Here is a 25,495-nt window from a genome sequence, read left to right as displayed (position 1 = left end):
TGGTTAAGGCTAAAAACCTCATTTATTTATGGTACGGTTTTTAACTATTATCTTTTTCTTGCCTTAATAACAAAAGTCACAGGAAGCATTTTAGCTTTTTGAGCGAATTTACTGTCTACAGATTCAAGAATTTCCTTCTGGGATTCCTCAATCATCTCCTCAATTATAAATCCTGATTTTGCCAGTGCATTCACATACGTAGATAACTTTCTATCAGATAATGAAATTGCATCACCATCAAGTGATACTGAATACCAGGATTCATCAAAATAGCATTTTTTAAAACTCAGCATATCACCTTCAACTGCAACACATTTGTGTATAGGATGAGACCAACTGAAAATAAACACTCCATCTTTCTTTAAGTATGAGGCAATTCTCTCAAAGGTCCCTTCAAGATCAGTTGTCCACCCTATTCCGTAAACCGAATAAACAACATCAAAGTAATCCCTTGGTATTCCACACTCCTCTTCCATTGGTGAACATATCAAATTTGCTGAAAGATTGCAACTTGCTAAATGCTCCTTTGCTTTTTCAATCTGCTCATTTGATATATCTATCCCCCATAGTTCTGAAGCTTTTTTCTCACCTATATACTGCAAAGAACGACCAGTTCCACAACCTATCTCCAGTACCTTTTGGTCTGATATATCCCCTAAAAGTTGGCACTTTTCTTCTGAAATAAAGGCCCCGTATAAAGGAAGTGCCATTGTACCAATAACATCATTCCCTTTAATATTCCAAAAATGCTCGTTGGTTTTATGAATAGTCTTTTGATCATTATCCACTAAAATTGCGAAACCAACATCTCCACCACCTATGATACTTGCTCTCTGATTTGAATCTTTCTCCACTGCAATCCCCTCCATTAATACTAATTTAAAGGTTAGGCGAGGATAGGGATTAATTATTACCCCTTTGTCTCGAGCCAAAGATGGTGAGAAACCATGTAATTTACTGAATGCTCTAGAGAATGCTGCTTGAGACTCATACCCATAACGCTGTGCAACCTCTATTATTTTTGCTCCTTTTTGAATATCAAAGGCTGCCATAGTTAATCGTCTACAGCGTACATACTCAGATAATGGGATTTGAGCTAGAAATGAAAAAATCCGACGAAACTCCCATTCTGAACAGTTCATAAATTGTGCTGCTAAATTATATTCTATCTTCTCAGATAAATTGTTTTCGATATATTCCATAGCTTGGTTCATACGCTTTTGCCAATCCATAACCTCACCTCCTGAAAGTATTGTATCAAAGTTTTTAGCGGGTTACTTTGCAGTAGGTGTATTAAAATGCAAAGTATATTATGTAACTGATATTCTTAATCTATATTTTCCTTACATAGATAGATGTAACTTTCATAGCTCCAAATCCATCGATTTTACAATCTATATTATGATCATCTGCATCTATAAGCTTAATGTTCTTGATTTTTGTTCCCATCTTTAATGGATTTGAACTTCCTTTAACCTTAAGGTCTTTTATTACCGTCACAGAATCTCCATCCTTTAAGATATTTCCGTTAGCATCCTTATGAACTCTTTCCTCAGATTTCATTGTTTCTTCATTCCACTCATGAGCACACTCCGGGCACACGAAAAAAAGACCATCTTCATAAGTATATTCTGAATTACATTTAGGGCAATTAGGTAGTTGTTTCATTTATTTTCCTCCTCATGTTTTATTTCCACTATATATTAACAATTAGAGATACTTCTAATTATCTTAATAAGATAATTATATCATTTTTTAGCTGGATTTATCTTATTAGCTCTTTGCTTGTTAATATTAGTTAAAATTCTTTTTCAAGCAACAATTTTATGATATAGAATCTGAAATATTACAACACTTAGAGCAGGTTAATACTATGATGAAAAAGATATAAAAAAACCGCACCTATTTATGGTACGGTTCACCGTAACTACTATAAATGATATTTTTCCATTTTATTCTTATGTATATATTCTACATAATTATGGTATAATTCTAAAGTATAAATATAGAAATTCCGTAGTAGGATGGCTGCGGAGGTTTTGAACATTTTATCCTCCTTACGGGCTATTGGTGAATTCTTTCACTATAGCTTAGGAGGTGGTATTGGATATGTTTGATACTTTTTTAAAGTGTATTTCAGTTATTTATGTTATTAGATTGATTCTAAAACATAATCTTTTTATACATCATTTAAAAATTAAGATTAAATTTCTTGGTCTTGATATAGAAGTTAAAAGCAAAGAAAAAAGTGCTCCATCCTCGTAAGATTAGCACTTCTTTCTAAAATTTACTTAATTAAATTCGTCCAATAGCCCTAAAACAAAATAAATGTTCTAAGGATTGCTTAGTGCTACCAACACTAAGCTTTTCTTATTTATATTATATCAAATTTTTATAAAAAATAAACCTATATAATTTTTTCTATTTAAAGATTTTAATCACAATAAACTCAAAATATTATTTTTCACCTCTGGATAATCATGCTCCCATTGAATTAACTTATCTATCAAAAATTGTTCTTTACGTTCTTTCAATGTTATTTTAGAAACTACATCTATCATAGTTAATATTGTTTTCGATGAATTATTCTGAATGCTGAGAAATTCTACAATATCCATAACTAATTCTTCAGATAGATTTTGATTTTCTGAAATTATTTCCATAAGTTGATTAACCTTTTCATCATTTAAGGATATCTTTTTTTGTAAAATCAACGACATTAGAAGTTCTATCATTTTAACTGTTTCAGGAATATAATATGAAATTAAATATTCATATACATTCTGCCATATATTGTCCTTACGGTTTATATTACTATTACGAAAATAATATTTTCGTTTTTCAGTACCATTAATTATATGACCTAATTTTTCTCGGTTCCCAACTGCCTTACTCCATTGTTGTTCCATAAATTCAGCCATATCATCTGCCTGCTTATAATATTCCCCCATACCAAATGAATAAATTCTTCCATCTTGGTCTATATGAGGTCCCCAATCTCCTGCATAATGATAATTCATACAACTATAGTAGAACTTTCCGTCCTTCTCTTCTACTCGATCTGGAAAACTTTGAATTGTATATCCTCCTCTAATTTGTATGGTGTTGTTAAATAACGAAGAATCTTCATAACAGAAAGTTCTTCCACCATATACACAGAAAAAATCAATAACTTTTTCATATATAGGCATATTTCTTAATTTAAAATAATCTTTCAAAAAATTTTTATTAAAATATATATCTCTTTGCCATTCTGTAATTAACTCATATGCGCCTTGAGACAATTCAGACTTAACTACTTCTTCTCCATATGTAGGTTCTGTTAACATATCTTCAAAATCATAACTTTCAAGTTTTTCAGTATATGACTTATCCAGTAACATTACTATTTCCTCCTATAAAATTAAATATAAGTACAATAACCTTTTATAGAACCTATTTTCATATTATTTTTCTTTTATTTTTCCTAGTTCATGCTAATAAATTCTACACATTATTATTTCATTAATTAAAACACAAATTACTATTTGTCTTTCACTTGAAAATTGTTTTGCTCTTTTATTATAACATATTTTGTTAATTATTCATTACTTATGATACGGTATTTCCACCTATAAAAACAACCTTAGGCAAGTAATATCAATACCTAAGGTTATAAACCGCACCTACTTATGGTACGGTTCACCACTATTTATCCTAAATGCTCTATAAATCTGCTCAAGTAACATAACCCTGAAAAGTTGATGTGGGAATGTCATCTTTGAAAAGCACAGTTTGTAATTAGCTCTCTTTAAAACCGTTTCTGCTATACCTAGAGAACCTCCAATTACAAATGTTATATTGCTATTTCCTTGTACACTCAAGTTCTTGAATTTCTTTGCAAGTTCCTCAGATGTTATATGATTTCCCTTTAAATCTAATGCAATAACAAAAGAAGTATCCTTGATTTTTTTCAGAATCAACTCCCCTTCCTTCTGTTTTATTATCTCCTCTTCTTTTTCTGAAGCATTATCAGGTGTCTTCTCATCTGGAACCTCAATAATGTTCAACTTGCAATATCTTCCCAATCTCTTTGAGTATTCATCTATTGCAGCTTTTAAAAACTTCTCTTTAATCTTTCCAACAGAAACTATAGTTATGTTCATTAATTATCCTCTTTTCTATCTTTTATCTTCTTATGTACATATAATATTACAAGATTCATTGCAACTATGATTATTCCCATAACCGTTAAATATCCTAGATACAAAAAACGCCTATTCCAATCATCTAAATTTGGAATAGCATTTACCCATACAACACCTAAAAAAACCGTGATTGCTATACTAGGTAAAAATATTAATATTTTCAACTTTCCCTTTAAATTACGCATGCCTATAGTCAACATAATAGTTAAAATCAATGCAACAACAACAAGTATTGTAAAACTTTTTAAAAACATATAGTTACCCTTTCCCCTTTAATTATCCCCATTAATTTTATTTTAATAAACAAAATATTATACCTAATTTTACCAACTAATCACTGTTTTTGTAAATACCTTTTCTTATTTCTATTAACGCAAATAAACACAGTGAGATGCAGCCACTCTGTAATTGGGCGCATCAGCAACATGACCCACCGCCGGTGAGTTTACCTTTGACTATGGCAATAACTCATCCAACACCTCTTCTAACCCAAAGGGCACCTGTTGGACAATTCTTCATACATGCTCCACATTCTATACATCTGTTTTTATCCACAATCTTTGCTTTTCTATCTTCTATTTTAATCACATTATGTGGACAAACTGTTGAACACAACTTGCATCCTATACACTTATCCACATCTAATTTCAATGTTGCTACATTTTTTATATATTTTAAGGACATTTTTTCACCACCCTATATTATACACATAGTTATTATAGATATTACTGCTAACACAATTGACACTGGCACTGTCCATAAGGTCTCTTTTAATACTCCTGAAAAAGAGGTATATGTTGTACTTCCAGTAAAACTCAGAGTTATATTTGTCATCATTGCTATTAATAAGCTTATATATGATACTATCCATAATAAACTTTCACTGATAAAGAATGAATCCTTGAACATCATTAAAGGAATTACATATATTATTCCTAATAATATCCCATTCAATGAAAATGATCTGAAAGGTAATACTGGCAGTAACAAAGGAAATGCTATTGCTGCAATACCTACTCCTATAACAAAAGGTATACTTTGATATACTGAGTTATTCAAAGCTATACTGAAACTCTTCATTGATATAAGATTTATAATATATAATACAATTAGTGCTATAAAATAATACTTTATATTCTGCATAAATTGTAATGGTGTTAGCTTTAATCTATCTTTAAAGGTAAACCTAACTCTTCTCATTTCTTCTGTTGCTTTAAATTTATTATTTATGAATTCTTTTAAGTCCTTTGCCTCTACTGGTCCAAAAACTATTCTATATCCTGATGTTTTTCTTACTTCAGGTGAACTTATTCCTGTAGCTCCTAGCTGTGGTACTATCAACACTTTATGAGTAACTATTTTATCTAATTTTACTGCTGAAATTCTTCTTATAAGTTCCTCTGTTCCAAAAGTACCTTTTCCAGCTGCACACCATACATTCACTCCAAATGTATTCAATATGAGTATCCAGCAATCAACACCGTTTAGTTCTTTTCTCACCGAATCAAAGGTATATTTATAATTGCATGAAACAATAACAGGTGAAGACGGTTTTGGATTTCCAATAGCATAAAGTCCTGGTTTAATCATATAATTATCTCTTTTCCATCCAAAGAGTATTCCAATATTTTTTCTTTTATCACTCTGTTTAATTTCAGTATCAATTATATCAATATTTCCCCATTCTGTTTTTATTTCTCCAAGCTTAATATGTGATAAATCTTGAAATTTTTCTTTTGAAAAATCAATGTCTCCATGTTTTTTTACATAGTCTATCCTAGACTGAATCTCCTTAGGCGCTCAACATGCCTTATTATTTAACTCATCATTCATAATAATTCACCTTCACTTTATTAATATAGTTAGATTATACCCTACAACCAATATTTTCACAAAAGACTCTTATCTTTTATGAATTAAAAAAACCAGTATAAACTATGTAAATTTATTACATCAGTTAATACACTGGTTTATTTAATCTTTATTTATTATTATTCTAATATATTTTTAAATTTGCAAATTCAAGCTATTGTATTTTAAATTTGTCTATTTGGTCATTAAGCTTTATTGAAAAATCATTAAGTCTCTGAGCACTTTCAGTAACTTGATCAATAGCTAAAGATTGCTGTTGTACAGATGCTGTTACTTCTTCTGATGAAGCAGCTGTTTCTTCTGATACTGCGGAGATACTCTCAATTGATTTTACAATTAAATCCTTATCTTCCATTACATCATTAACATACTTGCTAACTTCTTCAATCTTATTTGTGATAACATATATTGATTTTGATATGTTTTCAAATGCATTATTTGCTTCTTCTACTGACTTAGTTTGATCTGTCGAAACAGCTCTAACTTCATTCATTATTTCAACTGCATTGTTACTTTCCTGGATTGTGGCATTCAATATTTCTTTTATTTCATTAGTTGCAGTACTTGACCCATCTGCTAATTTTCTTATTTCTTCAGCAACTACTGCAAAACCTCGTCCTGCTTCTCCAGCTCTAGCAGCTTCTATTGAAGCATTTAATGCTAATAAATTTGTCTGCTCTGCAATTGATCCTATTGTTTCTAATATGTTCTGAATAGCACTAGACTGTTCACTTAATTGTTTTATTGCAACTTCAATTTTATTTATAGATTTATTATTTAAATCTGTTTTTTCTTTAAGCCCTTTTACTACATTAACTCCATTTGTATTTATGCCGATTACTTCATTTGCATTTTCAGCCATAGTCTGAGTGTTACTTGCAAGTTGATTAAATTTATTATCTAAATTTAATGCAACCCTTGCTCCATTTTCTGCATCCATAGCTTGTTGACTAGCTCCTCTTGCTATCTCTTCTACAGAATTTACTATTTCTTCATTTGATGCACTAACTTCTTCTGATGTAGCCGCTAAGTTCCTTGCTGCATCTGTTACTTCTTCACTTACATTCTTTGTCTCAAATAACAGCTCTTTAACGTTTTCAATCATAACATTAAAATTTTCTGCAAGTCTGCCTATTTCATCATTTGATTTAATATCTAATCTTGCTGTAAAATCTCCCTCTTTTACTTTATTCATTTCTTCTGATACCTTAGTGATATCCCCTGAAATTTTACGTGAGAAAATTAAACCTATAATTGAAAAAAGTATAATTAGGATTGCTCCTATTATAATAACTGTAAAAAGCATTCCATTTATATCATCATCTATTTCATCAATATATACTGCTGATAAAACAGTCCAGTCCATATCAGTCATTTTCTTATATGCAGAAAATTTCTTCAAAATTCTACCATCTGATTCTTTCCAATCGTACCCTACAAGTCCCTCTTGTGAATTATTTTTCAACATATCTTTGATTTCTTGAACAGGAATTTCATTACCCACTAGCTCACTATTAACATGCGTAATAAAACGACCATACGAATCTAAAATATAAGGATATCCCTTTTCCCCTACCTTAATAGCGTTTATTTTTTCATTTAACTTATCTAAAGGTATTGTTATTGAAACTACACCGACTAATTTATTTTTATCTCCATTTTGGTAAACTGGTGCAGCACAAGCAATGGATTTTTTATTATTAACCACATCATCATATATATCACTATAAATAGTTTCTTTTTTTTCTGTAGCTTTCTTATACCAAGGTCTTATTCTTGGATCATAATCATCGTCCATTTTTGATTCAGGATAAATCCTAAAACCACCATCTATAGTACCCATATATATGTGTGTTCCATCTGGATAACTATCCAAGTAATCTTTAAATAAATCCATTAAAAAAGGTTCATATTCAGGATGATTTACTATCTCCTCAGCGTTAATATTTTTACTGATCATCTCAATTCCATATTTATACCCATCAAAATAATGTTGAACTGATTTCTCAATATCATTATTCAATTGCTGCATAGAATTTTTGAATTGTTTTTCTACTATTGTTTTAGACTTTACATAAGCTATAGTTCCTAAACTTGCAATAGGAATAATTATTAATGCTAAAACTAAAATAATCATTTTTGTTTTAATTGTGAGTTTTCCAAATGACCTATTTTTTTTAGATTTCTTTTTCACCTTTGATTCCTCCCATTTTCTCTTTAATCCATTAATATTTCAAATTTAAAATCTATATAAAAATACCAGCATAAAACTATAAAGCACTTACATAACTGTGCTTAAAAGATTATTATGCTGGTTAATGTTCTTGTTTACTTCTTGCTGTAAAAAATAACATTTTCTATCAATCCTCTCAGATATTTATTTAATTTTAATCTAAAATATTAATGTAGCTATGTAACTTGTACCATCTTCCTTGATAAACTCTTCTACAACTATATAAGAAACATTATACATCATTTTTCTACATTTTTCAACATAATTCCATTTTTTCAATGTTGTTTATAAATACTATTTAAACAAAAATTATATAAGGGACAGTTCTCAATATTTTACTATAATTATTAGTAAATTATTGAGAACTGTCCCTTATAACTTATATCAACTCATTTAACAATCTGTTTAATCTCTCTGGCTCTTCATATGGTATTCCATGTCCTGAATTCTCGAATATAATGAGTTTACTATTCTCTATTGAATCAGCTATTTTCTTAGCTGATCTATGCATTGATTTAATTTCTTTTTTACCAACAAGAATTATGGTTTCTCCTTTAAAATTACTTAAGTTCTTAAATTCAAAACTCATATTCTCATTCATTACATTTAATAATGTTTTCTTTGAAACAATCTTACTGCCCTCATAATATTTATTAAAATATTCATCTGGTAAACTGAATTGTTTTGACTGTAATTTTGCCCACCATCTATATTTAATTAATGGAAATATCATAGAAATGGAAAAATTCATTAGCCCCTTATTTATCTTAACCTCATTATTAAGTCCGCTTATTATAACAGCTTTCTCAATATATTCTGGAGCCTTCATTATTCCATTCATCACAGTTTGAGCACCTATTGAAAGACCTACCCAAATTGCTTTCTTATTCTCACTTTCCTTTTCAATTATCTTCTTTATTTCCTCAACCAAATCATCTAATGTAGTGAATTCACTATCAACATTTTCTCCATGACCGGGAAAATCAAATAAAATACACTTATAAGTCTTACTTAGTTCTTTCTGTTTGTCCCACATCCAATATCCAAGTCCACCACCGTTGATAAATACTAACACCTTATCATTATTTTCCCCAATGACATTATATTTCATATTACTCTCCTCCCCTTATTCCTTTTCCTATACAATTAAATACCCCATCTATATCATTTGTTATCAGCTTCTTAAACTTCTCAAAGTTTAGCTCCTCATTAATCATAGCAAGCATCCTTACATTAATTCCACTTAATACAATATCAAGTATGTTCAGTACCTCCTTTGGTGGAATTGAATATTGATTCCAATCTATACCTTCCAACTGTGCCTCTCTATATTTTCTTATAATGTCATTTCGTATTTTTTGAACTTTTAATCTTATCCTGTCATTACCATCAAAAAATGCTCTAATTGCAAATTTATACTTTATAGGGTTATGTTCATAAAACTCTAATCCATTGTTTATAATATCTTTTAATCTCTCAATAATATCTGTTTTACTTTTATCAATATTACTTATTTGATAATTAATCAACTCTTCAAGCACTTGACTCAATACATACTCGAATAATTCTTCTTTTGAATTGGTATATTTAAACAAGCTCCCCTTTGATATACCTGCAGCTTTAATAATATTATTTGTTGATGCCTTCTCAAATGAATTTCTTGAAAACTCTTCAATACATGAATCAATTATTCTTTTTTTCTTCTCTTCATCTAAATTATAAAAAGTCTTTTTCATTTCAATACCCCCTAGTGACCACATGGTCACTCTAATTATATCACTTGTTTACATAAATTTCAATTTAATATTATATTTGTATGCCTGATATAACATTAAGGGGACAGTTCTCAAGAATTCACCACCTATAATTATAAATTCTTGAGAACTGTCCCTTTAATTTCACCTTATTTAACTATGTTAACTAACCCTCTAGTAGCTTCACCAACATTCTCTTTACCTAATATAGCTGATACTACAGCAAGTCCATTAATTCCAGTATCCATCAACACTTTACCATTATCCTTATTTATTCCTCCAATTGCTACAATAGGTATAGATACTGCTTCTTTTATCCTTCTTAATTGTTCAATAGATACACTTACAGTATCTGTCTTAGTTGATGTTGTATACATAGCTCCTACTCCTATATAATCAGCACCACCTTCTTGGGCTGCAATAGCTTGCTCTACTGTTCTTACAGATACCCCTACAATTTTTTCTTCTCCAACCATTCTTCTCACAATACTTAAAGGAAGATCAGATTGTCCAATATGAATTCCATGAGCATCAGCAGCAATAGCTATATCAACTCTATCATTTATGATTAATGGGACTTTGTACTTTTCACAAAGTTCTTTAAGCTTAATTGCTTTTTCATAAAAATCACGAGAACTTAACTTCTTTTCTCTCAACTGAACAATTGAGACTCCTACTTTTATAACCTCTTCAATAGTCTTATAAAAATCTCTATCCCCAATTATGTCTTCATCTGTAACAAGATAAAGAGAATAATCAATTTTGTTAATGTCCTTATTCTTATTCATTTTCATCTTCTCCCTACAATATTTTTGTAATGTAAACCTTTTAATATTAACTCACAAAACTTGAACTTATAGAGATTCCAAGTGAAAACTAAATTTATACATACTCAAAACTCATTGAAACACTGAGATTTTAAGATACGAATAAATTAAGTTTCACTATGGATTCTCTATAGCATAGGAAAAATAAAAAGCGTAAATCTCCAATAGGAAATTTACGCTAATAACTTTCAGCCATCGACTTCCCTACGCTAGAATTAACTAGATCAGGTTCAAGGGTTGAAACACTTCAAAAGGTATTTCTCTCAGCCAACCTTATTTGGCACCCCTAGTCCTACATATTTAATTAATTTAATATTATCATACTTTCTATTCTCTAACAATATAACTATATATATATGGTACTTTAAAATATTACAAAACTTGTTCCATTAAAATACAATAATATTAACTTTTTAAAAATATGTATTGCACTCTATTTATTACAAAAGCATATTAGTATACTATATTGTTATAGTACATATATCATATACCTCTATGATAGAAAGGGGTTTTTGCATAAACATGAATACAACACCAGTACTTACACTAACAGGAATAGGTATAATATTGATTACATGCACCTTATTTAGAAAATTAACATCTGTTATTTTTAAAAGAAAAAATGATTCACTTTCACATAAAGAAAGCTTAAAAATCAAAAATAAGCTTAAATCAATGACTCCAAGACAATATGAGATCTTTTGCTCTAACCTTTTTGCTCTTATGGGATATAAGGTTTTAATTACAAAAGAAAGTAACGATGGAGGAAAAGATATTGTGTTGAGAAAACTGAATAAGGTATATTATGTAGAATGCAAATGCTACACTAATACTCAAGTGAGCAGACCAATTGCTCAAAAATTAGTTGGTGCCTTAGTTGGAGATAAGATTCCTGCTAAGAATGGTATTATTATAACTACATCAGCCTACTCTAAAGGCTGTATTGAATATAGTAAATCAGTTGGATTAAAGCTTATTGATTTAAATGAAACAATAAATATAATATCATCTTTTGATTCTAAAAAGCGAAAACAACTTATATAACATAAAAAGAGACTCGGTTTACTTTAAAACCAAGCCTCTTTTTTATTTATATAAAATTGTCAAACATTAAGCCTCAATATCCATTGCTTTTCCATTGATAGCCTTCATAATGAAGTACATTGGAATACCAATTACTAATCCACCAAATCCTATTAATATTTTCTTAGGATCTGCGATTGCTGCATTGTAAAGTAACCAGAAAGATACTACTGTAGCTAGTACTGGTACAACTGGTCCAAATGGAATTCTGAATGATGATTCTCTATCAGCGTATTTCTTTCTAAATACTAGTACTGCAATACAAGTAGGAATATACTGAAGGAATCTTGAAATAACACTAATCTGTAATAAGAATGAGAATGATCCTGTTACAGCTAATATTAATGATAATACAACTGAAACTATTATAGCAACTGCTGGTGCTCCATGCTTGTTCTTCTTAGCAACAAACGCAGGAAGTAATCCTTGCTCTGCTAAAGCAACTCCTGATCTTGGAGTATGGAATGAAGCAGCCATGTTGATACCACCAACTGATACAATCGTACCAGCTAATATAAATGCTTTACCAAATCCACCAAACATAACTCCTGCTGCATCAGCAACTGGTGCATCTGAACCAGCTAAAGCTCCACCTAAAACTCCTGTAGAGATAGCCATAACTAAAACATAAATAACTGAAACAAATAACATAACTAAAACAAGTGCTTTTGGAATATTCTTTTCTGGATTTTCCATTTCCTCAGCTGCAACTGCTAAAGATTCAAATCCTGTGTATGCATAGAATATTATTAATGATGCTGCGAAGAATGCCTCTGTATAAGTTTGTCCTTCTGGAATTATTGTAAATGGTGTAAAGTTACCACCTTTAATAAAGAAAATACCAATCATAACAAATAATAATAATGGAACTAATTTACCGATTGTAACAACATTGTTAACAACCTTTGATGCTTTAATACCCATAAGGTTCATTATTGCTAATCCAATAAGCATCGCTGCTGTTACAATAAGTCTTCCTGGGTTATGTCCAACTGCTGGGAATACTTTTGCAAGTGTACTAGCAAAGAAGTTTGCCATAGCAGACCATGCAATAATACTAATTGCCCACTTCATAAACCCAACTTCAAACCCAATAAAGTCACCGAAAGCTTCTTTTGCATAAATATAAGGCCCACCGTTAACTTTAAACCAACTTCCAGCTTCTGCGAAACAAAGCGCTATAGAAACCGATAATAACATACAGAAAATAATAACTAACATACTTGCTGGTCCCATAAGCTTGTACGCTTTTCCTGGTAATCCGAAGATACCAGATCCAATGATTGAGTTGATACCTAATAGAACAATACTAAATAAACCTAATTTACTTTTGTTCCCCATATAAATCTTCCTCCCTAAAACTATTTTGTTTTTCTTGCTTCTTCAATTAATCTATTGAAGATATTTAACATTTCAGGATAGTCCCTTGTCATCATCTCAGGATGCCATTGAACTCCCAAAACAAAATGTTCACCTTGTTTTTCAATTGCTTCCACTACGCCATCTTTAGCTCTTGCAACCACTTTATATCCTTGTGGTACATCCTTAACTCCAAGATGGTGGAAACTATTAGTCATTACAGTTTTACCTAACATTTCACACAACTTACTATCATCATCTACTTCTACTGTATGAGTTGCCACATTTGAAAGGTGTGCTTGATTATGTTTGATGTAACATCCATCAATGAATGATAAATCTTGATATAAGCTTCCTCCATTTGCAACTGCAATAATATGCTCTCCTCTGCAAATACCTAAAACAGGCATTTTCATTTCATTAGCAATTTTCATTAATGTAATATCAAACTTGTCTCTTATCGGAAGAATTCCACCTAATTTATTTGAAGGTTCTTCTCCCCACTCAAGAGGATTAACATCATGTCCTCCTGAAAGAATTAAAGCATCAACATTTTTTAACTGCTCTCTAATAACATCTTCGTCATGTACAACAGGAATAATATATGGAATACCACCAGCCATAACTACGGATTGCACATAATCATCATTTACATATGCTCTCTTGTATCCTGGAAACATTCCTCCTTCATCGATCATATAACTTCCTGAAATACCGACTACGATTTTGTCTTTAACCATTTAGGTTGCCTCCTACTATCAATCTTCATTAACACAAATATAATAAAGCAATATCTATGCCAACTTGTTAAGAAAATTCATTTTTTATTAAAACTTTTAGAATTTAATTAATACTTTATTAATTTATAAAAAAATAATTACGTCTATATGAGTTATTATATTATTTAAAATAAACAGTAAAAAAGCGCATTACACAGCGCTTTTTTCTACAAATTTCTATTTATTTTTGTTAATATATTATCAATTGTAATTATAGCTTTACTTTTAATATTATATTTTATTCATATGCTATCTTAAGCTTTACTTTATATAAAATTTATTAAATAATCTATATTTGGTGTTGATATTTTTTCCCATTCCTCTATTTTATAGGATAAATAGGATTTTAGTTTTCCTATTTATTTTCCTATTTACTTCAAATTATAATTTAATACCCCTTATTGAATATACTCCAAGAATGCTATTCCTCTCTCAGATATTTTACTTCCTCCCCTTCCTACAGAAGAACTTATTAACTCTAGATTATCCAAAAGAGTTAACACCTTTTTCATTTCCCCCTCTGAACAATATATATTCTTTTGAGTAAGAATACTTATCAAACTATTTCTTCCCATACCTTTTCCACTCTTTATATTATCATTTAATATTTTAAGTACATTTATAGCATTCTCATAACACTTCTTATTATTTAACGCTTCAATCTCAACTTTGTAATTATTATTGCAATTAACACTAATATATTCTGGAAGATCATTTATAGTAACATTATCCCCCTCACAGAGAGTATCTATATATGCAGCAACATTTTTTAACTCTCTTATGTTACCATTCCAATTATAATTCTCTAAAACTTGTGTTACGCTAGGTCTAATTTCAAGTTCTCGCTTCATAAAATGCTTTAGTAATAAAATTATATCTTCTTTTCTTTCTCTAAGAGAAGGTATCCTTATAGGAAGAACGTTAAGCCTATAATATAAATCATCTCTAAATCTTCCTTCTGCTATTAATTCACGAAGACATTTATTTGTAGCTGCCACAACTCTTACATCTATATCTATAACACTCTCTCCACCAATTCTCATAACTTGTCTTTCTTGTAACACTCTTAGAATCTTAGTTTGAAGATGAAGAGGCATGTCTCCTATTTCATCAAGAAATATTGTTCCATTATTAGCCTGTTCAAATAATCCTCGTTTTCCTTCTTTATTAGCCCCCGTAAAAGCACCACTTTCATATCCAAAAAGCTCACTCTCAAGCAAATTATCAGGCATTGCAGCACAATTTATTGCGATAAATGGCTGTTTATTTCTATCTGATGCATTATGAATTGATTGAGCTAATAATTCCTTACCAGTTCCACTTTCACCTGTTATTAGAACTGTTAATTCTGTTTTTGCAATCTTCTTTGAAAAAGCTTTACACTTTATCATTCTTTCCGAAGATGTTATTATATCCTTCAATTCATATCTTGCTATCTGTCCTTTTTCTCTTAATTTCTTACTTAGATTCTGCTCTAATTGCCTAATGTAAGTTATTTCTTGTATATTAATATATGCTCCGTTTTTTTTACCTAAATAATTTAAAGTTTTCTTATTTATATTGAGATATTTTGACTTAATGTTTACAACCTCATCAACCACATTCTCTTTATCAACTAAAAATGATAGTTTATTTTCAAAAATATCTTTAATATTTGCATCTTTAACTTGGCTATTGCTAAGATCCAAAATTTCTAAGAATTTCTTATTATATGTTGTAATCTTCCCCTCTAAAGAACTAAGTAATATTCCATCTTTTGATAAGTTTATCAGGGTGTCCATATGCTCATTTCTAATAACTAACTCCTTAAGCTTTTCATCAATACCAGAATGTATATTTATAAGATCATCAGAATACTTAAGGATTCTATCTATAATATCCTTATCTTTTATTTCAAGAAGAGATACAATTTTATAAAATGTAGATATATCAATAATTCTATTTCCTAAATCAATTATTTTATCAACATGCTCAGGAACAAAGTTACTCTCACCAGGAGTTATTGCAATTTTAATATTTTCATAATTACTTTTGAAATCGTATGGAATAAGATTTAAATGATTAATTCCTATTTCATAAAGAAGTGATACAGTCTGCAGTGTTGTTTCATAATTATCATTAGCAACAAGAACATCCATATTATCCGGTATTGCAAAGACCTTATACACTTCTTTTGCCTTTATTGTTCTATCAATTACTATTATTCTCTTGCTATCATCAACGAAATCTTTAGCCTTCAGTACTCTGTCCTTTATCATAACAAGTACTACATTTTCTTTTAATTTATCTCCTTCTTTTAACTTATTAAAATGATATAGATTAATCTCAGCATATCCTTGAAAGATTTCATATAGATTGTTTTTCAAAAATGTATCAAGTTTATTTTTGCCATCTGTTACTACAGCAATACTTTTCACTTTTGTTCACCCCACTACTTATAGAGAATCCATAGTTAAACTTTATTTATGCATATTCAAAATCGCAGCGTTTCTATGAGTTTTGAATGTGTATAAATTTAGCTTTAACTTGGAATCTCTATAGTTTCTATCTATATTATAGCAAAAAAACATAGCCAAGTAGTGGCTATGTTTTTTTTATATATTCAAAAACTATATATTATTGAACCTTAAACAATTCAATCAATTCATTAAGATTATCAGAAAGTGATTTTAACATTTCACTTTGAGCACCTATTTCTTCAAAAGTTGCTGCCTGATCTTCAATTCTATTATTTATCTCATCAGAAGAAACAGCTGTTTCTTGTGTTGATTGTGAAAAATCACTTATTCCTCTAGCAATCTCCTCGATTATATTTGATTGATTTTGAGATAATGATGAGATATTTTTAATTTTATTTACTATACCTTCAATAAGTTCAATAATATTTTTAAATTCTGTGTTAGTTTCAGTTGCTTTATCAACACATATATCAACTATATCCTGTTCTTCTGCAATTTTCTTATAAGCTTCTTCACTCTTAACATTTATTTCTGAAACAATTTCAGTTATGCTATTTGCAGAGTTTTTACTCTCCTCTGCCAACTTCCTTATTTCTTCAGCAACAACAGCAAAACCTCGTCCCTGTTCTCCTGCTCTAGCCGCTTCAATAGCTGCATTAAGTGCAAGTAAGTTTGTCTGATCTGAAATATCTGTAATCATGTTAGTTATATTGTGTATTCTTGATGATAATTCATTAAACTCTTTCATTATATCAAATATTTCTTCTGAAGATGCTTTAACTGTATTTATACTATCATGAACTTCATTTAATTTCTCCACACCATAGTTAACTGATGTCATCATGCTCTTGCTATCACCATCTATTTCAGTGGCTTCATTTGAAACAATATGTGCTCCATTAGAAATTTCTTCAATGCTTGCACTTATCTCTTCCGCTAAACTTGAATTGTTCTGAACAGAATCGGAAACAACATCCATTTTAACTGAAATATCTTGTACATTGCTATTAGCATTCTCAATTGCATAATTAATTTCTGTTACTGAACTATTTAAGTTATCAGATTGTTCCTTGACTTTTATAATTAAGTCTTTTATTTTTTCCACAAATTTATTAAATCCATGAGCCATTTCATTCAACTCATCATTTGATTTAACAGTTAATTTTTTAGTTAAATCTCCTTCACCCTCAGCAATATCATTTAAAAGTATATTAACTTTTTTAATTGGCTTCGATATTATACCAGATAGGAATAGGGCAAATATTATAGCAATTATTGAACTAAATATAACCATTGCAATAAGTGTTCCTATCATAATCATTTCCGTATCTTTTATCAAAGAATCAATTTTATCCTTAAGAACATTTGCATCTACAAATATATCATCAATAACCTGTGCATTCTTTGTAATTAACCCATCATCTGTTGCTGTTCCAAGTTTAATATTCTCATTAATAATCTTGATAAAAACCTTATGATATTCATCTAGTTCCTTATTTAACTTGTCCTTATTTTCTAACTCACTATTTGCAATTGCTTGTTTCATTTTAATCATGTTAGCATCAAATTTATTTCTATATTTAGCACTTTTTCTTAATAAGAAATCTTTTTCAGTACGTCTTAATTGTAATAATTCTATAGTTACTTTATCCTCATTGCTTTCATTAACAATTTCTTCGATATTATGAACATATTTTCTCATCTCACCAGTATATCCGTAATCTTCAATACCAATATTCTTAATACAATTCACAATCTCGTTAAACCTGTTATTATAATCACTTAATTTTTCTCTTATACTTTCAAAATGTGATTTGTCAAACTCTTCATCTAATTCAATTATGTTCTTCTCAAGTTGTTCTAACTCTCCAACAAGCTTTGTATACTCTTCATTAAATTGTTTAACAAAAATACTTTCTCCAGAATATAACTCTTCCTCATATTTACCATGAATAAAGAAATCTCTTTCTATTCTTTCAATATTATTAATTGTTTTTTCAATATCTTTGTTTATTCCAAAAGTGGGGATTATCTTATCATATATTTTGTCATATCCAAGTAAACTCACCCCTACAATTGATAGAGATACCACTATCATAGCTAAAAAAGCACTTAATAACTTAATTCTTATTGAAAAACGTTTTTTCATAAAGCAACCCCCTAATCAATATATTGTTACACAACTGTATATACACTATTATATACTAGTTACTCCATGATTTACCATGAAATTATATTTTTCTTGTATTTTTTTATCTATATTATTTATCGTTTATATCTATTACTATCTTTATATTTGTGTAATAAATGCTTCTCCTTTCTTTTTTGTGAAAAACATGAATATTTATGAAAATAAAAAGCGTAAATTATCTTCATGAATAATTTACGCTTCTAATTTAATATTTACTTACCGCAACATTTCTTGTATTTTTTACCTGAACCACATGTACAAGGCTCATTTCTACCAACTTTAGCTTCTTTAACTACAATTTTAGATTTCTTATATTCTTTAGCTATCTCTTTTCTCTTTTCCTCAGTGAAAATTTCATCCCACTCAGGTAATCCATATAAGTAATCTGCTTTAGCATCTAACATGTTGAAATATAATTTTTCTAAATTAACTTCAAGCTTAACTTCGCTATCAATAGTTATTTCTTCTAAATCAATTGAATTTTCTAAGCTATCATTGATTCCATCCATAATTCCAACAAAATAAACATTTGTTATTCCGAATTCTACAGCTAAATCTCTAATTTTTCCTTCAATTACTTTAGGCTCGCTTAAGAACTTTTTGTAGAATTGAATTTCAATTTTTCCATATTGATTCCAGAATTCTTGTTCACCTTGTGTTCTAACAATATCAACTACTGTATCTGTCCATTGCTTATATATACTCATTTCTTTATCCCCTTTTACATTTATTTCATTTATTGTATAGATATCTTAGCTCAATAATTGCTTTATACAAGTCCATAACTCGTTAGTTTATCGAGATTTTGGAACATGCATAAATCAAATTTCGCAGTAGATTCTCTATAAGTTAATTACTTTACTTATTTTATCTCTGTTTGTCATAATAAGATTTATATCATGACCTATTCGTATTCCTTGTGACTCAAGTATACTCTCAACTGTCTTATAGGCTAAATCCGGATGATTATTAGTTTTACTTAAATGGCCAAGATAAATATGTTTTTTATCACCATTAAAAATCTTCAAAATTCCTTCTGCACATGCTTCATTTGATATGTGTCCAAAATCACTTAATATTCTTCTCTTTAGAACATAAGGGTAAGGACCAAATTTTAGCATCTCAACATCGTGATTGCATTCTAAAAGAACTATTTCACAATCTTTAATTTTATTCTGAACATCTTCTGTTAATATTCCTAAATCAGTAACTATTCCTGTTTTTCTATTACCACTATGAATAATATATCCACAAGAATCCGCTGCATCATGTGATGTTTTAAATGGTTCAACAATAATATTACCTATGGCTACTGGTTTAGTTATTATTTTAATATTTTCATCCTTTATCTTTCCTATTTTGCCATACATGGCTTTCCATGTCAACTCATTAGCATAAATTGGAATATTATATTTTCTAGATAATACTCCAACTCCCTTTATATGATCACTATGTTCATGAGTAACAAATATTCCTTTTATATCGCTAGTATTTTCCTGTATCTCACTCATAGCAATATCTATTTTTTTCCCAGGCAAACCTGCATCAATAAGAATTTTATCTTCTCCTTCTCCGAAGAAAATACTATTTCCACTACTACCACTATATAACGGACAAAATTTCATAAAAGTCACCTTTATTCAACATTAATTCTTTTTATTTGTGCACCTAAAGCACTTAATTTTTTTTCTATATTAGGATATCCTCTATCTAAATGCTCAAGCCCACTAATATGAGTTGTTCCCTCAGCCATTAATCCAGCTATTACCATAGCTGCGCCCGCTCTTAAGTCTGATGCCTCAACCTCTGCTCCAGTTAGCTTATTAACACCATCAAAAACAGCAATTCTACCTTCAACTTTAACCTTTGCACCCATCTTTTCAAGTTCATCTAGATGTCTGAATCTTGATTCCCATATACTTTCATTAACTATACTTCTTCCTTCTGCCACTGTCAATAATACTGACATTGGTTGTTGAACATCTGTAGGGAATCCTGGATATGGTAGTGTTTTAACATTAACAGCTTTAAGATTTTTGTTTGATTTAACAATAATAGAATCATCATCTTCTATTATTTCAACACCCATTTCAATAAGCTTCGCTGATATAGATTCCAAATGCTTAGGTATTACATTCTTAATTCGTACTTCATCTCCACAAGCCGCTGCAGCTATCATAAATGTTCCAGCCTCAATCTGATCTGGAATTACACTATAAGTACATCCATGTAATTTTTCTACACCTTTTATTCTAATAACATCCGTACCAGCACCCTTTACATCTGCTCCCATAGCATTTAAAAAGTTTGCTACATCAACAACATGTGGTTCCTTTGCAACATTCTCAAGTATTGTAGTACCTTCTGCTAAAACGGCACTCATCATCACGTTAATCGTTGCTCCAACACTAACAACATCAAAGAAAATATTAGTTCCTTGAAGTTTATCTGCTTTAACTTTAACAGAACCATGGCTGATTTCAACCTCTGTTCCAAGAGCTTCAAATCCTTTTATATGCTGATCAATTGGTCTTACTCCTATTGCACATCCACCAGGTAAATCAACACTACATTCCTTGAATCTACTTAACATTGAACCAATCAAATAATATGATGCTCTCATCTTTCTTACTTCATCAATATTAGCATAAACGGTTTTAATATTAGTACTGTCTATACATATAGTAGATTCATTTCTTTCGATTTCACACCCTAAGCTTTCTAGTATCTTAAGCATGCAATTAACATCTTTAATATTCGGCACATTCTCTATACAACATTTTCCTTCGCTAGCTAATATAGCTGCAGGTAAAATTGCAACTGCTGCGTTTTTAGCACCACTAATATCTACTTCACCATTTATTCTCTTTCCACCTTGTATAACGATTTTATTCATCTATATTCATCCTTACCCTATTGTAAAATTTACTTTCAAGCTGCTCAAAAAGCTCGATTTCAATATAACTACAGCTCTCTGCGCTACTCAAGTATTAAACGATTTATCACCTATCTCGTTCCCTCATTCGCATAACTATAAGTATTATATCAAATATTGATTAAAAATCATAGATTTATCCTCTATAAACAACATCTAAATAAGTATTATAGTGTAGATTTTAATCTTTTTTAAGTATTTTTTATTGTTATTACATTAATTTTTTTCATAATATTGAAAAACCCTCCAAAGGAGGGTTTTTTCAATATTAGAAAATTTAAAGTTATCTTCTACAGAAGCTAGCACAATCTGTGCATTCTGGAGATTCAGCACGTGGAGTATGACACTTTACTTCTATTCTTTCTAGTGTACAACAATTCATACCATTATTATTATGTTTACATTCTTTTACTGTGCAACCTATACTTCTGTTTTCCATTTTGAATCCTCCCTATTAAAATAAAATTTATTGACTGTTACCGTTTTAGTATCTCTAAATAAATTATATTTTATTTAATATTTTTTAAATTTTCTTTCTAATTAATTATCCATTTAGTAAAGTAATAATACAATTATAGTTAAATGTGATATAATAGTATAAATTCAACTATAGAGTTTCACTTGGAATCTCTATAATTAAAATGTATCGGATTAATATAGTGGAGGAATTTATGAAATATCAATTAGTAGCTCTTTTCGAAAGGAGTAATCATTATAATTTAAAAGAAATTCAACGAAATGTTTGTAGAAAACTAAATTTATATAAACCTACATCTACACTACATGTACCTATTTGTACACTTTTAGATATTGATATGGATATCGCTGAATCTGTAGTATGTAAGGTCTTAGCACCATATAAACATTTTAAAATTAAAGTTAATAATTCTATGTCTTTAACTAAAGATAATAAGGTTTATATTGAAATAGATCAAAGTGGATATATTTCTACTATACAGAGAAATATTTCTGATACTTTATCTCTACATGGTATGAAATTAAGTACTAAAAATAATACTCTTATGATTCCAATTGCAAATGGAAATTACAATTTTAAAAAATTATTATCTAAAAACACTTGTTTATCAGTTATAAAAAGCAAACCATGTGAAGAAATTATAAGCTACGGTAAAATCGTTAAATTAGAACTTTGGAGAATCGGTGGACCAAGAAAAGATAATGTTATTATGAGTTTTCCATTAAGAAGCTTTTAATTACCTTAACGTTTATTGAAAGGAGTTGAAAGTCGTATCTAACGGCGTAGAAATTGAAATATTATTTAGTTGGAATTTTAGATTCGGAATCATATTCTCAAATTGAAGAAATTCAAAAGAAAATAAGTGCTAAATACGATTTATACCAAGACCTTCCTATACTCCACATGACTTTGGAAGTTATTGATAATCCACAAATAGATAAACTTATTTCTGCCTTAGACGAAATTATATCTGGAAAATCTCCTTTTATTATTGAAGTAAATGGTGCAATCTGCTTTGAGCCACCTTTTAAATCTGTAAATTTATTAATTAATAAAGATTTAAAAGTTATGGAATTTATCAAGCATATTAATAATCAACTTAAATTAAGAGGATTTTCTGTAAGAGATGATATTAATGCTTGGGATCTTCATATTTCTTTAGCAAATAATAATTTTTCAACTAGAAAATGGTCTCAAGCTGAATATGTATCAGCATGCACTTTAGTACAGTCCCTTAATTTTAAGAAATCATTAATCATTGAAAGTATAGAATTATGGAAACCAATTAATGATAAAAACGAAATGGTATTGAAGAGTTTTTCTCTTAATTAGTTAAATTTTCTATTGATTTTTCACCATTTTTATGGTAAAACATATATTAACAAATAATACACTTTAAATACTATGATGAGAAGAGTAAATATAGGATGTAGTCCCAGCGAGTAAGGAATGGTGTGAGCCTTATACGATGCTTATATTGAAGAACATCTCTGAGTTTCTACCTGAAAGCAATACTTTTATTGTTAGTAGGACTAGACGGAGCCAAACCGTTATTCATTGGACACAGTAATGCTGCTTTTATTATTATTTATGATATTCACCTTGCACGCTGTGATAGAGAGGCCAAAAGGCAATTTGGGTGGTACCGCGGAAGTTCACTTTCGTCCCTTACTATAGGGATGAAAGTTTTTTTATTGCCTTTTTTAGATGTATTGATGAAATAACATGATCATCCCTAAAAATTTATTAATAAATTCAAACACAAAATCGAAGGAGGTACGTTTATGAAAACTACTTTAATCAAATCTCTATACAGAGATACAGAAAAACACCTTAACACGTCAATTCAAATTGAAGGATGGATTAGAACTTTAAGAAGTCAAAAAACTTTTGGTTTCATAGAAGTTAACGATGGGAGCTTCTTCAAGAATGTTCAAATAGTATTTGATGATAAATTAGAGAACTTTAAAGAAATATCTAAACTTCCTATTTCTTCATCTTTATGTATTGTAGGTAAGGTTGTTGAAACGCCTGGAACTAAGCAGCCATTTGAGATTCACGCTGAATCTGTTGAGGTTGTTGGTATGTCAAACACTGACTATCCTCTACAGAAAAAGAGACACTCACTTGAGTACCTTAGAACTATTGCTCACTTAAGACCAAGAAGTAACACTTTCTCTGCAGTATTCAGAGTACGTTCTTTAGTATCACACGCTATACACCAATTCTTCTTTGAAAGAGGATTTGTATATGTTCACACTCCAATCCTAACTGGAAGTGACTGTGAGGGTGCTGGTGAAATGTTCAGAGTTACAACTCTACCGCTAAACGATATTCCTAAGAACGAAGATGGTACAGTTGATACTACTCAAGATTTCTTTGGAAAAGAGACTAACCTAACTGTTAGTGGACAATTAAACGGAGAGATTTTTGCATTATCACACAGAAACATCTATACTTTTGGACCTACATTCAGAGCTGAAAACTCAAACACAAGAATTCACGCTAACGAATTCTGGATGATTGAGCCTGAGATGGCATTTGCTGATCTTAAGGATGATATGGAAGTTGCTGAAGACTTAGTAAAATACGTAATTAAATTTGTTATGGAGCACGCTCCTGAAGAAATGGAATTCTTCAACAAATTCGTTGATAAAACTCTTATTGAGAGATTAACTAATGTTTTAGAATCAGATTTTGGTGTAATCACTTATACAGAGGCTGTTGAAAAATTACAAAACAGTGGTAAAAAGTTTGAATTCCCAGTTGAGTGGGGATGCGATCTTCAAACTGAACACGAAAAATATATATCTGGAGAAGTATTTGGAAAACCTGTATTTATTACTGATTATCCAAAAGATATCAAAGCATTCTATATGAGAATGAACGATGACAACAAGACTGTTGCTGCTATGGACTTACTTGTTCCTAGCGTTGGAGAGCTTGTTGGTGGAAGTCAGAGAGAAGAAAGACTTGATATGCTTGAGAAGAGATTAGAAGAAATGGAGCTTAGCAAGGAAGATTACTGGTGGTACCTAGAACTTAGAAAGTACGGTGGAACTGTACACTCTGGATTCGGTATCGGATTTGAAAGACTTATCATGTTCTTAACTGGAATGGAAAACATCAGAGACGTAATACCATTCCCAAGAACTCCAAAGAACGCTGAGTTTTAAAAGCCAAAGGCTTTTTGAGTGAATAATAGCTTAGAATCAAATGTATAATTGATAATGGACAATGTATAATGATGGATGATTTTCACTTAGGTGAAAATCTACATTGTATTGGTCTTTAGAAGAAGAGATGTTTACTCATCTTATCTTTAGATAAGATATTGT

General features: G+C 29.9%; 24 protein-coding genes, 1 riboswitch and 1 other annotated feature. Of the genes, 5 read left to right on the top strand and 19 right to left on the bottom strand.

The features are described 5' to 3' along the window. Window positions 1-47 precede the first annotated feature (47 nt). Both OW730_RS02800 and OW730_RS02795 read right to left on the bottom strand, forming a co-directional pair. Window positions 48-1,232 (bottom strand): methyltransferase domain-containing protein, encoded by a 1,185-nt coding sequence (locus OW730_RS02800; RefSeq protein WP_271227574.1) that lies wholly within the window; start codon window positions 1,230-1,232, stop codon window positions 48-50. 100 nt (window positions 1,233-1,332) lie between these two features. Further along, a complete protein-coding gene (locus OW730_RS02795; protein WP_271227573.1) occupies window positions 1,333-1,668 on the bottom strand; it encodes a zinc ribbon domain-containing protein YjdM in 336 nt (111 codons plus the stop codon). A gap of 441 nt (window positions 1,669-2,109) precedes the next feature. On the opposite strand from OW730_RS02795, the gene OW730_RS02790 reads away from it, so the two are divergent. Beyond that, entirely contained in the window at window positions 2,110-2,265 is a 156-nt protein-coding gene (locus OW730_RS02790; protein WP_271229644.1) for a hypothetical protein, read from the top strand. A gap of 173 nt (window positions 2,266-2,438) precedes the next feature. On the opposite strand, the gene OW730_RS02785 is transcribed toward OW730_RS02790, so the two are convergent. The 9 genes from OW730_RS02785 to thiE all read right to left on the bottom strand — a co-directional run bounded on the left by OW730_RS02785 (window position 2,439) and on the right by thiE (window position 10,816). Then, window positions 2,439-3,383 carry a hypothetical protein gene (locus OW730_RS02785; protein WP_271227572.1) on the bottom strand — a complete coding sequence of 315 codons (945 nt, stop codon included), beginning with the start codon at window positions 3,381-3,383 and terminating at the stop codon, window positions 2,439-2,441. Between the two features lie 282 nt (window positions 3,384-3,665). Beyond that, complete coding sequence (gene rlmH, locus OW730_RS02780; RefSeq protein WP_271227571.1) at window positions 3,666-4,145, bottom strand: 23S rRNA (pseudouridine(1915)-N(3))-methyltransferase RlmH; 480 nt, start codon at window positions 4,143-4,145, stop codon at window positions 3,666-3,668. Beyond that, window positions 4,145-4,441, bottom strand: a complete 297-nt coding sequence (locus OW730_RS02775; RefSeq protein WP_271227570.1) for a hypothetical protein — start codon at window positions 4,439-4,441, stop codon at window positions 4,145-4,147. Before OW730_RS02775 ends, rlmH begins: the two co-directional genes overlap by 1 nt. Window positions 4,442-4,655: 214 nt before the next feature. Beyond that, window positions 4,656-4,871 carry a mercury methylation ferredoxin HgcB gene (gene hgcB / locus OW730_RS02770; RefSeq protein WP_271227569.1) on the bottom strand — a complete coding sequence of 72 codons (216 nt, stop codon included), beginning with the start codon at window positions 4,869-4,871 and terminating at the stop codon, window positions 4,656-4,658. Window positions 4,872-4,883: 12 nt separating this feature from the next. Beyond that, entirely contained in the window at window positions 4,884-6,020 is a 1,137-nt protein-coding gene (hgcA, locus tag OW730_RS02765) for a mercury methylation corrinoid protein HgcA (RefSeq protein ID WP_271227568.1), read from the bottom strand. A 193-nt stretch (window positions 6,021-6,213) separates the two neighbouring features. Beyond that, window positions 6,214-8,253 (bottom strand): methyl-accepting chemotaxis protein, encoded by a 2,040-nt coding sequence (locus OW730_RS02760; RefSeq protein WP_271227567.1) that lies wholly within the window; start codon window positions 8,251-8,253, stop codon window positions 6,214-6,216. Window positions 8,254-8,671: 418 nt separating this feature from the next. Then, window positions 8,672-9,403 (bottom strand): alpha/beta fold hydrolase, encoded by a 732-nt coding sequence (locus tag OW730_RS02755; protein ID WP_271227566.1) that lies wholly within the window; start codon window positions 9,401-9,403, stop codon window positions 8,672-8,674. A 1-nt stretch (window position 9,404) separates the two neighbouring features. Beyond that, window positions 9,405-10,028 (bottom strand): TetR/AcrR family transcriptional regulator, encoded by a 624-nt coding sequence (locus OW730_RS02750; RefSeq protein WP_271227565.1) that lies wholly within the window; start codon window positions 10,026-10,028, stop codon window positions 9,405-9,407. A gap of 167 nt (window positions 10,029-10,195) precedes the next feature. Continuing rightward, on the bottom strand, window positions 10,196-10,816 hold the full coding sequence (thiE, locus tag OW730_RS02745; RefSeq protein WP_271229507.1) for a thiamine phosphate synthase: 621 nt from the start codon (window positions 10,814-10,816) through the stop codon (window positions 10,196-10,198). A gap of 241 nt (window positions 10,817-11,057) precedes the next feature. Beyond that, a riboswitch (TPP riboswitch) is annotated at window positions 11,058-11,171 on the bottom strand. A gap of 224 nt (window positions 11,172-11,395) precedes the next feature. Between thiE and OW730_RS02740 the strand changes: the two genes are divergently transcribed. Next, window positions 11,396-11,917: a restriction endonuclease gene (locus tag OW730_RS02740; protein ID WP_271227564.1), complete on the top strand. Its 522-nt coding sequence runs from the start codon at window positions 11,396-11,398 to the stop codon at window positions 11,915-11,917. A 66-nt stretch (window positions 11,918-11,983) separates the two neighbouring features. Here OW730_RS02740 and OW730_RS02735 read toward each other — a convergent pair whose 3' ends face one another. From OW730_RS02735 to OW730_RS02700, 8 genes are all read right to left on the bottom strand, one after another. Beyond that, window positions 11,984-13,297: an APC family permease gene (locus OW730_RS02735; RefSeq protein ID WP_271227563.1), complete on the bottom strand. Its 1,314-nt coding sequence runs from the start codon at window positions 13,295-13,297 to the stop codon at window positions 11,984-11,986. 20 nt (window positions 13,298-13,317) lie between these two features. Next, the gene (locus tag OW730_RS02730) at window positions 13,318-14,055 is read right to left on the bottom strand and encodes a gamma-glutamyl-gamma-aminobutyrate hydrolase family protein (protein ID WP_271227562.1); all 738 of its coding nucleotides are present in this window, start codon (window positions 14,053-14,055) and stop codon (window positions 13,318-13,320) included. A gap of 437 nt (window positions 14,056-14,492) precedes the next feature. Continuing rightward, complete coding sequence (locus tag OW730_RS02725; RefSeq protein ID WP_271227561.1) at window positions 14,493-16,511, bottom strand: sigma-54 interaction domain-containing protein; 2,019 nt, start codon at window positions 16,509-16,511, stop codon at window positions 14,493-14,495. A gap of 199 nt (window positions 16,512-16,710) precedes the next feature. After that, on the bottom strand, window positions 16,711-18,702 hold the full coding sequence (locus OW730_RS02720; protein ID WP_271227560.1) for a methyl-accepting chemotaxis protein: 1,992 nt from the start codon (window positions 18,700-18,702) through the stop codon (window positions 16,711-16,713). 254 nt (window positions 18,703-18,956) lie between these two features. Next, window positions 18,957-19,451: an SEC-C metal-binding domain-containing protein gene (locus OW730_RS02715; protein ID WP_271227559.1), complete on the bottom strand. Its 495-nt coding sequence runs from the start codon at window positions 19,449-19,451 to the stop codon at window positions 18,957-18,959. 135 nt (window positions 19,452-19,586) lie between these two features. Further along, window positions 19,587-20,369, bottom strand: a complete 783-nt coding sequence (locus tag OW730_RS02710) for an MBL fold metallo-hydrolase (RefSeq protein ID WP_271227558.1) — start codon at window positions 20,367-20,369, stop codon at window positions 19,587-19,589. 11 nt (window positions 20,370-20,380) lie between these two features. Further along, the gene (locus OW730_RS02705) at window positions 20,381-21,640 is read right to left on the bottom strand and encodes a UDP-N-acetylglucosamine 1-carboxyvinyltransferase (protein WP_271227557.1); all 1,260 of its coding nucleotides are present in this window, start codon (window positions 21,638-21,640) and stop codon (window positions 20,381-20,383) included. A gap of 322 nt (window positions 21,641-21,962) precedes the next feature. Continuing rightward, window positions 21,963-22,118: a DUF1540 domain-containing protein gene (locus tag OW730_RS02700; protein WP_271227556.1), complete on the bottom strand. Its 156-nt coding sequence runs from the start codon at window positions 22,116-22,118 to the stop codon at window positions 21,963-21,965. Between the two features lie 232 nt (window positions 22,119-22,350). Between OW730_RS02700 and OW730_RS02695 the strand changes: the two genes are divergently transcribed. The 3 genes from OW730_RS02695 to asnS all read left to right on the top strand — a co-directional run bounded on the left by OW730_RS02695 (window position 22,351) and on the right by asnS (window position 25,333). Beyond that, a complete protein-coding gene (locus tag OW730_RS02695) occupies window positions 22,351-22,893 on the top strand; it encodes a hypothetical protein (protein WP_271227555.1) in 543 nt (180 codons plus the stop codon). Between the two features lie 53 nt (window positions 22,894-22,946). Next, window positions 22,947-23,489, top strand: a complete 543-nt coding sequence (locus OW730_RS02690) for a 2'-5' RNA ligase family protein (protein WP_271227554.1) — start codon at window positions 22,947-22,949, stop codon at window positions 23,487-23,489. A 63-nt stretch (window positions 23,490-23,552) separates the two neighbouring features. Continuing rightward, window positions 23,553-23,829: a binding site (T-box leader), on the top strand. Window positions 23,830-23,941: 112 nt separating this feature from the next. Beyond that, complete coding sequence (asnS, locus tag OW730_RS02685) at window positions 23,942-25,333, top strand: asparagine--tRNA ligase (RefSeq protein ID WP_271227553.1); 1,392 nt, start codon at window positions 23,942-23,944, stop codon at window positions 25,331-25,333. Window positions 25,334-25,495 lie beyond the last annotated feature (162 nt).

Source organism: Oceanirhabdus sp. W0125-5 (genome assembly GCF_027938815.1).
Classification (GTDB): Bacteria; Bacillota; Clostridia; order Clostridiales; family Clostridiaceae; genus Oceanirhabdus.
Note: the sequence above shows the minus strand (reverse complement) of the source record. Positions and strands in the feature narration are given on the sequence as shown.

What these genes read in the sequence shown, in the direction of transcription:
- OW730_RS02800 (WP_271227574.1), bottom strand. Translation starts at nt 1,232, where the DNA reads ATGGATTGGCAAAAGCGTATGAACCAAGCTATGGAATATATCGAAAAC.
- OW730_RS02795 (WP_271227573.1), bottom strand. Translation starts at nt 1,668, where the DNA reads ATGAAACAACTACCTAATTGCCCTAAATGTAATTCAGAATATACTTAT.
- OW730_RS02790 (WP_271229644.1), top strand. Translation starts at nt 2,110, where the DNA reads ATGTTTGATACTTTTTTAAAGTGTATTTCAGTTATTTATGTTATTAGA.
- OW730_RS02785 (WP_271227572.1), bottom strand. Translation starts at nt 3,383, where the DNA reads ATGTTACTGGATAAGTCATATACTGAAAAACTTGAAAGTTATGATTTT.
- rlmH (WP_271227571.1), bottom strand. Translation starts at nt 4,145, where the DNA reads ATGAACATAACTATAGTTTCTGTTGGAAAGATTAAAGAGAAGTTTTTA.
- OW730_RS02775 (WP_271227570.1), bottom strand. Translation starts at nt 4,441, where the DNA reads ATGTTTTTAAAAAGTTTTACAATACTTGTTGTTGTTGCATTGATTTTA.
- hgcB (WP_271227569.1), bottom strand. Translation starts at nt 4,871, where the DNA reads ATGTCCTTAAAATATATAAAAAATGTAGCAACATTGAAATTAGATGTG.
- OW730_RS02755 (WP_271227566.1), bottom strand. Translation starts at nt 9,403, where the DNA reads ATGAAATATAATGTCATTGGGGAAAATAATGATAAGGTGTTAGTATTT.
- OW730_RS02750 (WP_271227565.1), bottom strand. Translation starts at nt 10,028, where the DNA reads ATGAAAAAGACTTTTTATAATTTAGATGAAGAGAAGAAAAAAAGAATA.
- OW730_RS02740 (WP_271227564.1), top strand. Translation starts at nt 11,396, where the DNA reads ATGAATACAACACCAGTACTTACACTAACAGGAATAGGTATAATATTG.
- OW730_RS02735 (WP_271227563.1), bottom strand. Translation starts at nt 13,297, where the DNA reads ATGGGGAACAAAAGTAAATTAGGTTTATTTAGTATTGTTCTATTAGGT.
- OW730_RS02730 (WP_271227562.1), bottom strand. Translation starts at nt 14,055, where the DNA reads ATGGTTAAAGACAAAATCGTAGTCGGTATTTCAGGAAGTTATATGATC.
- OW730_RS02720 (WP_271227560.1), bottom strand. Translation starts at nt 18,702, where the DNA reads ATGAAAAAACGTTTTTCAATAAGAATTAAGTTATTAAGTGCTTTTTTA.
- OW730_RS02715 (WP_271227559.1), bottom strand. Translation starts at nt 19,451, where the DNA reads ATGAGTATATATAAGCAATGGACAGATACAGTAGTTGATATTGTTAGA.
- OW730_RS02710 (WP_271227558.1), bottom strand. Translation starts at nt 20,369, where the DNA reads ATGAAATTTTGTCCGTTATATAGTGGTAGTAGTGGAAATAGTATTTTC.
- OW730_RS02705 (WP_271227557.1), bottom strand. Translation starts at nt 21,640, where the DNA reads ATGAATAAAATCGTTATACAAGGTGGAAAGAGAATAAATGGTGAAGTA.
- OW730_RS02700 (WP_271227556.1), bottom strand. Translation starts at nt 22,118, where the DNA reads ATGGAAAACAGAAGTATAGGTTGCACAGTAAAAGAATGTAAACATAAT.
- OW730_RS02695 (WP_271227555.1), top strand. Translation starts at nt 22,351, where the DNA reads ATGAAATATCAATTAGTAGCTCTTTTCGAAAGGAGTAATCATTATAAT.
- asnS (WP_271227553.1), top strand. Translation starts at nt 23,942, where the DNA reads ATGAAAACTACTTTAATCAAATCTCTATACAGAGATACAGAAAAACAC.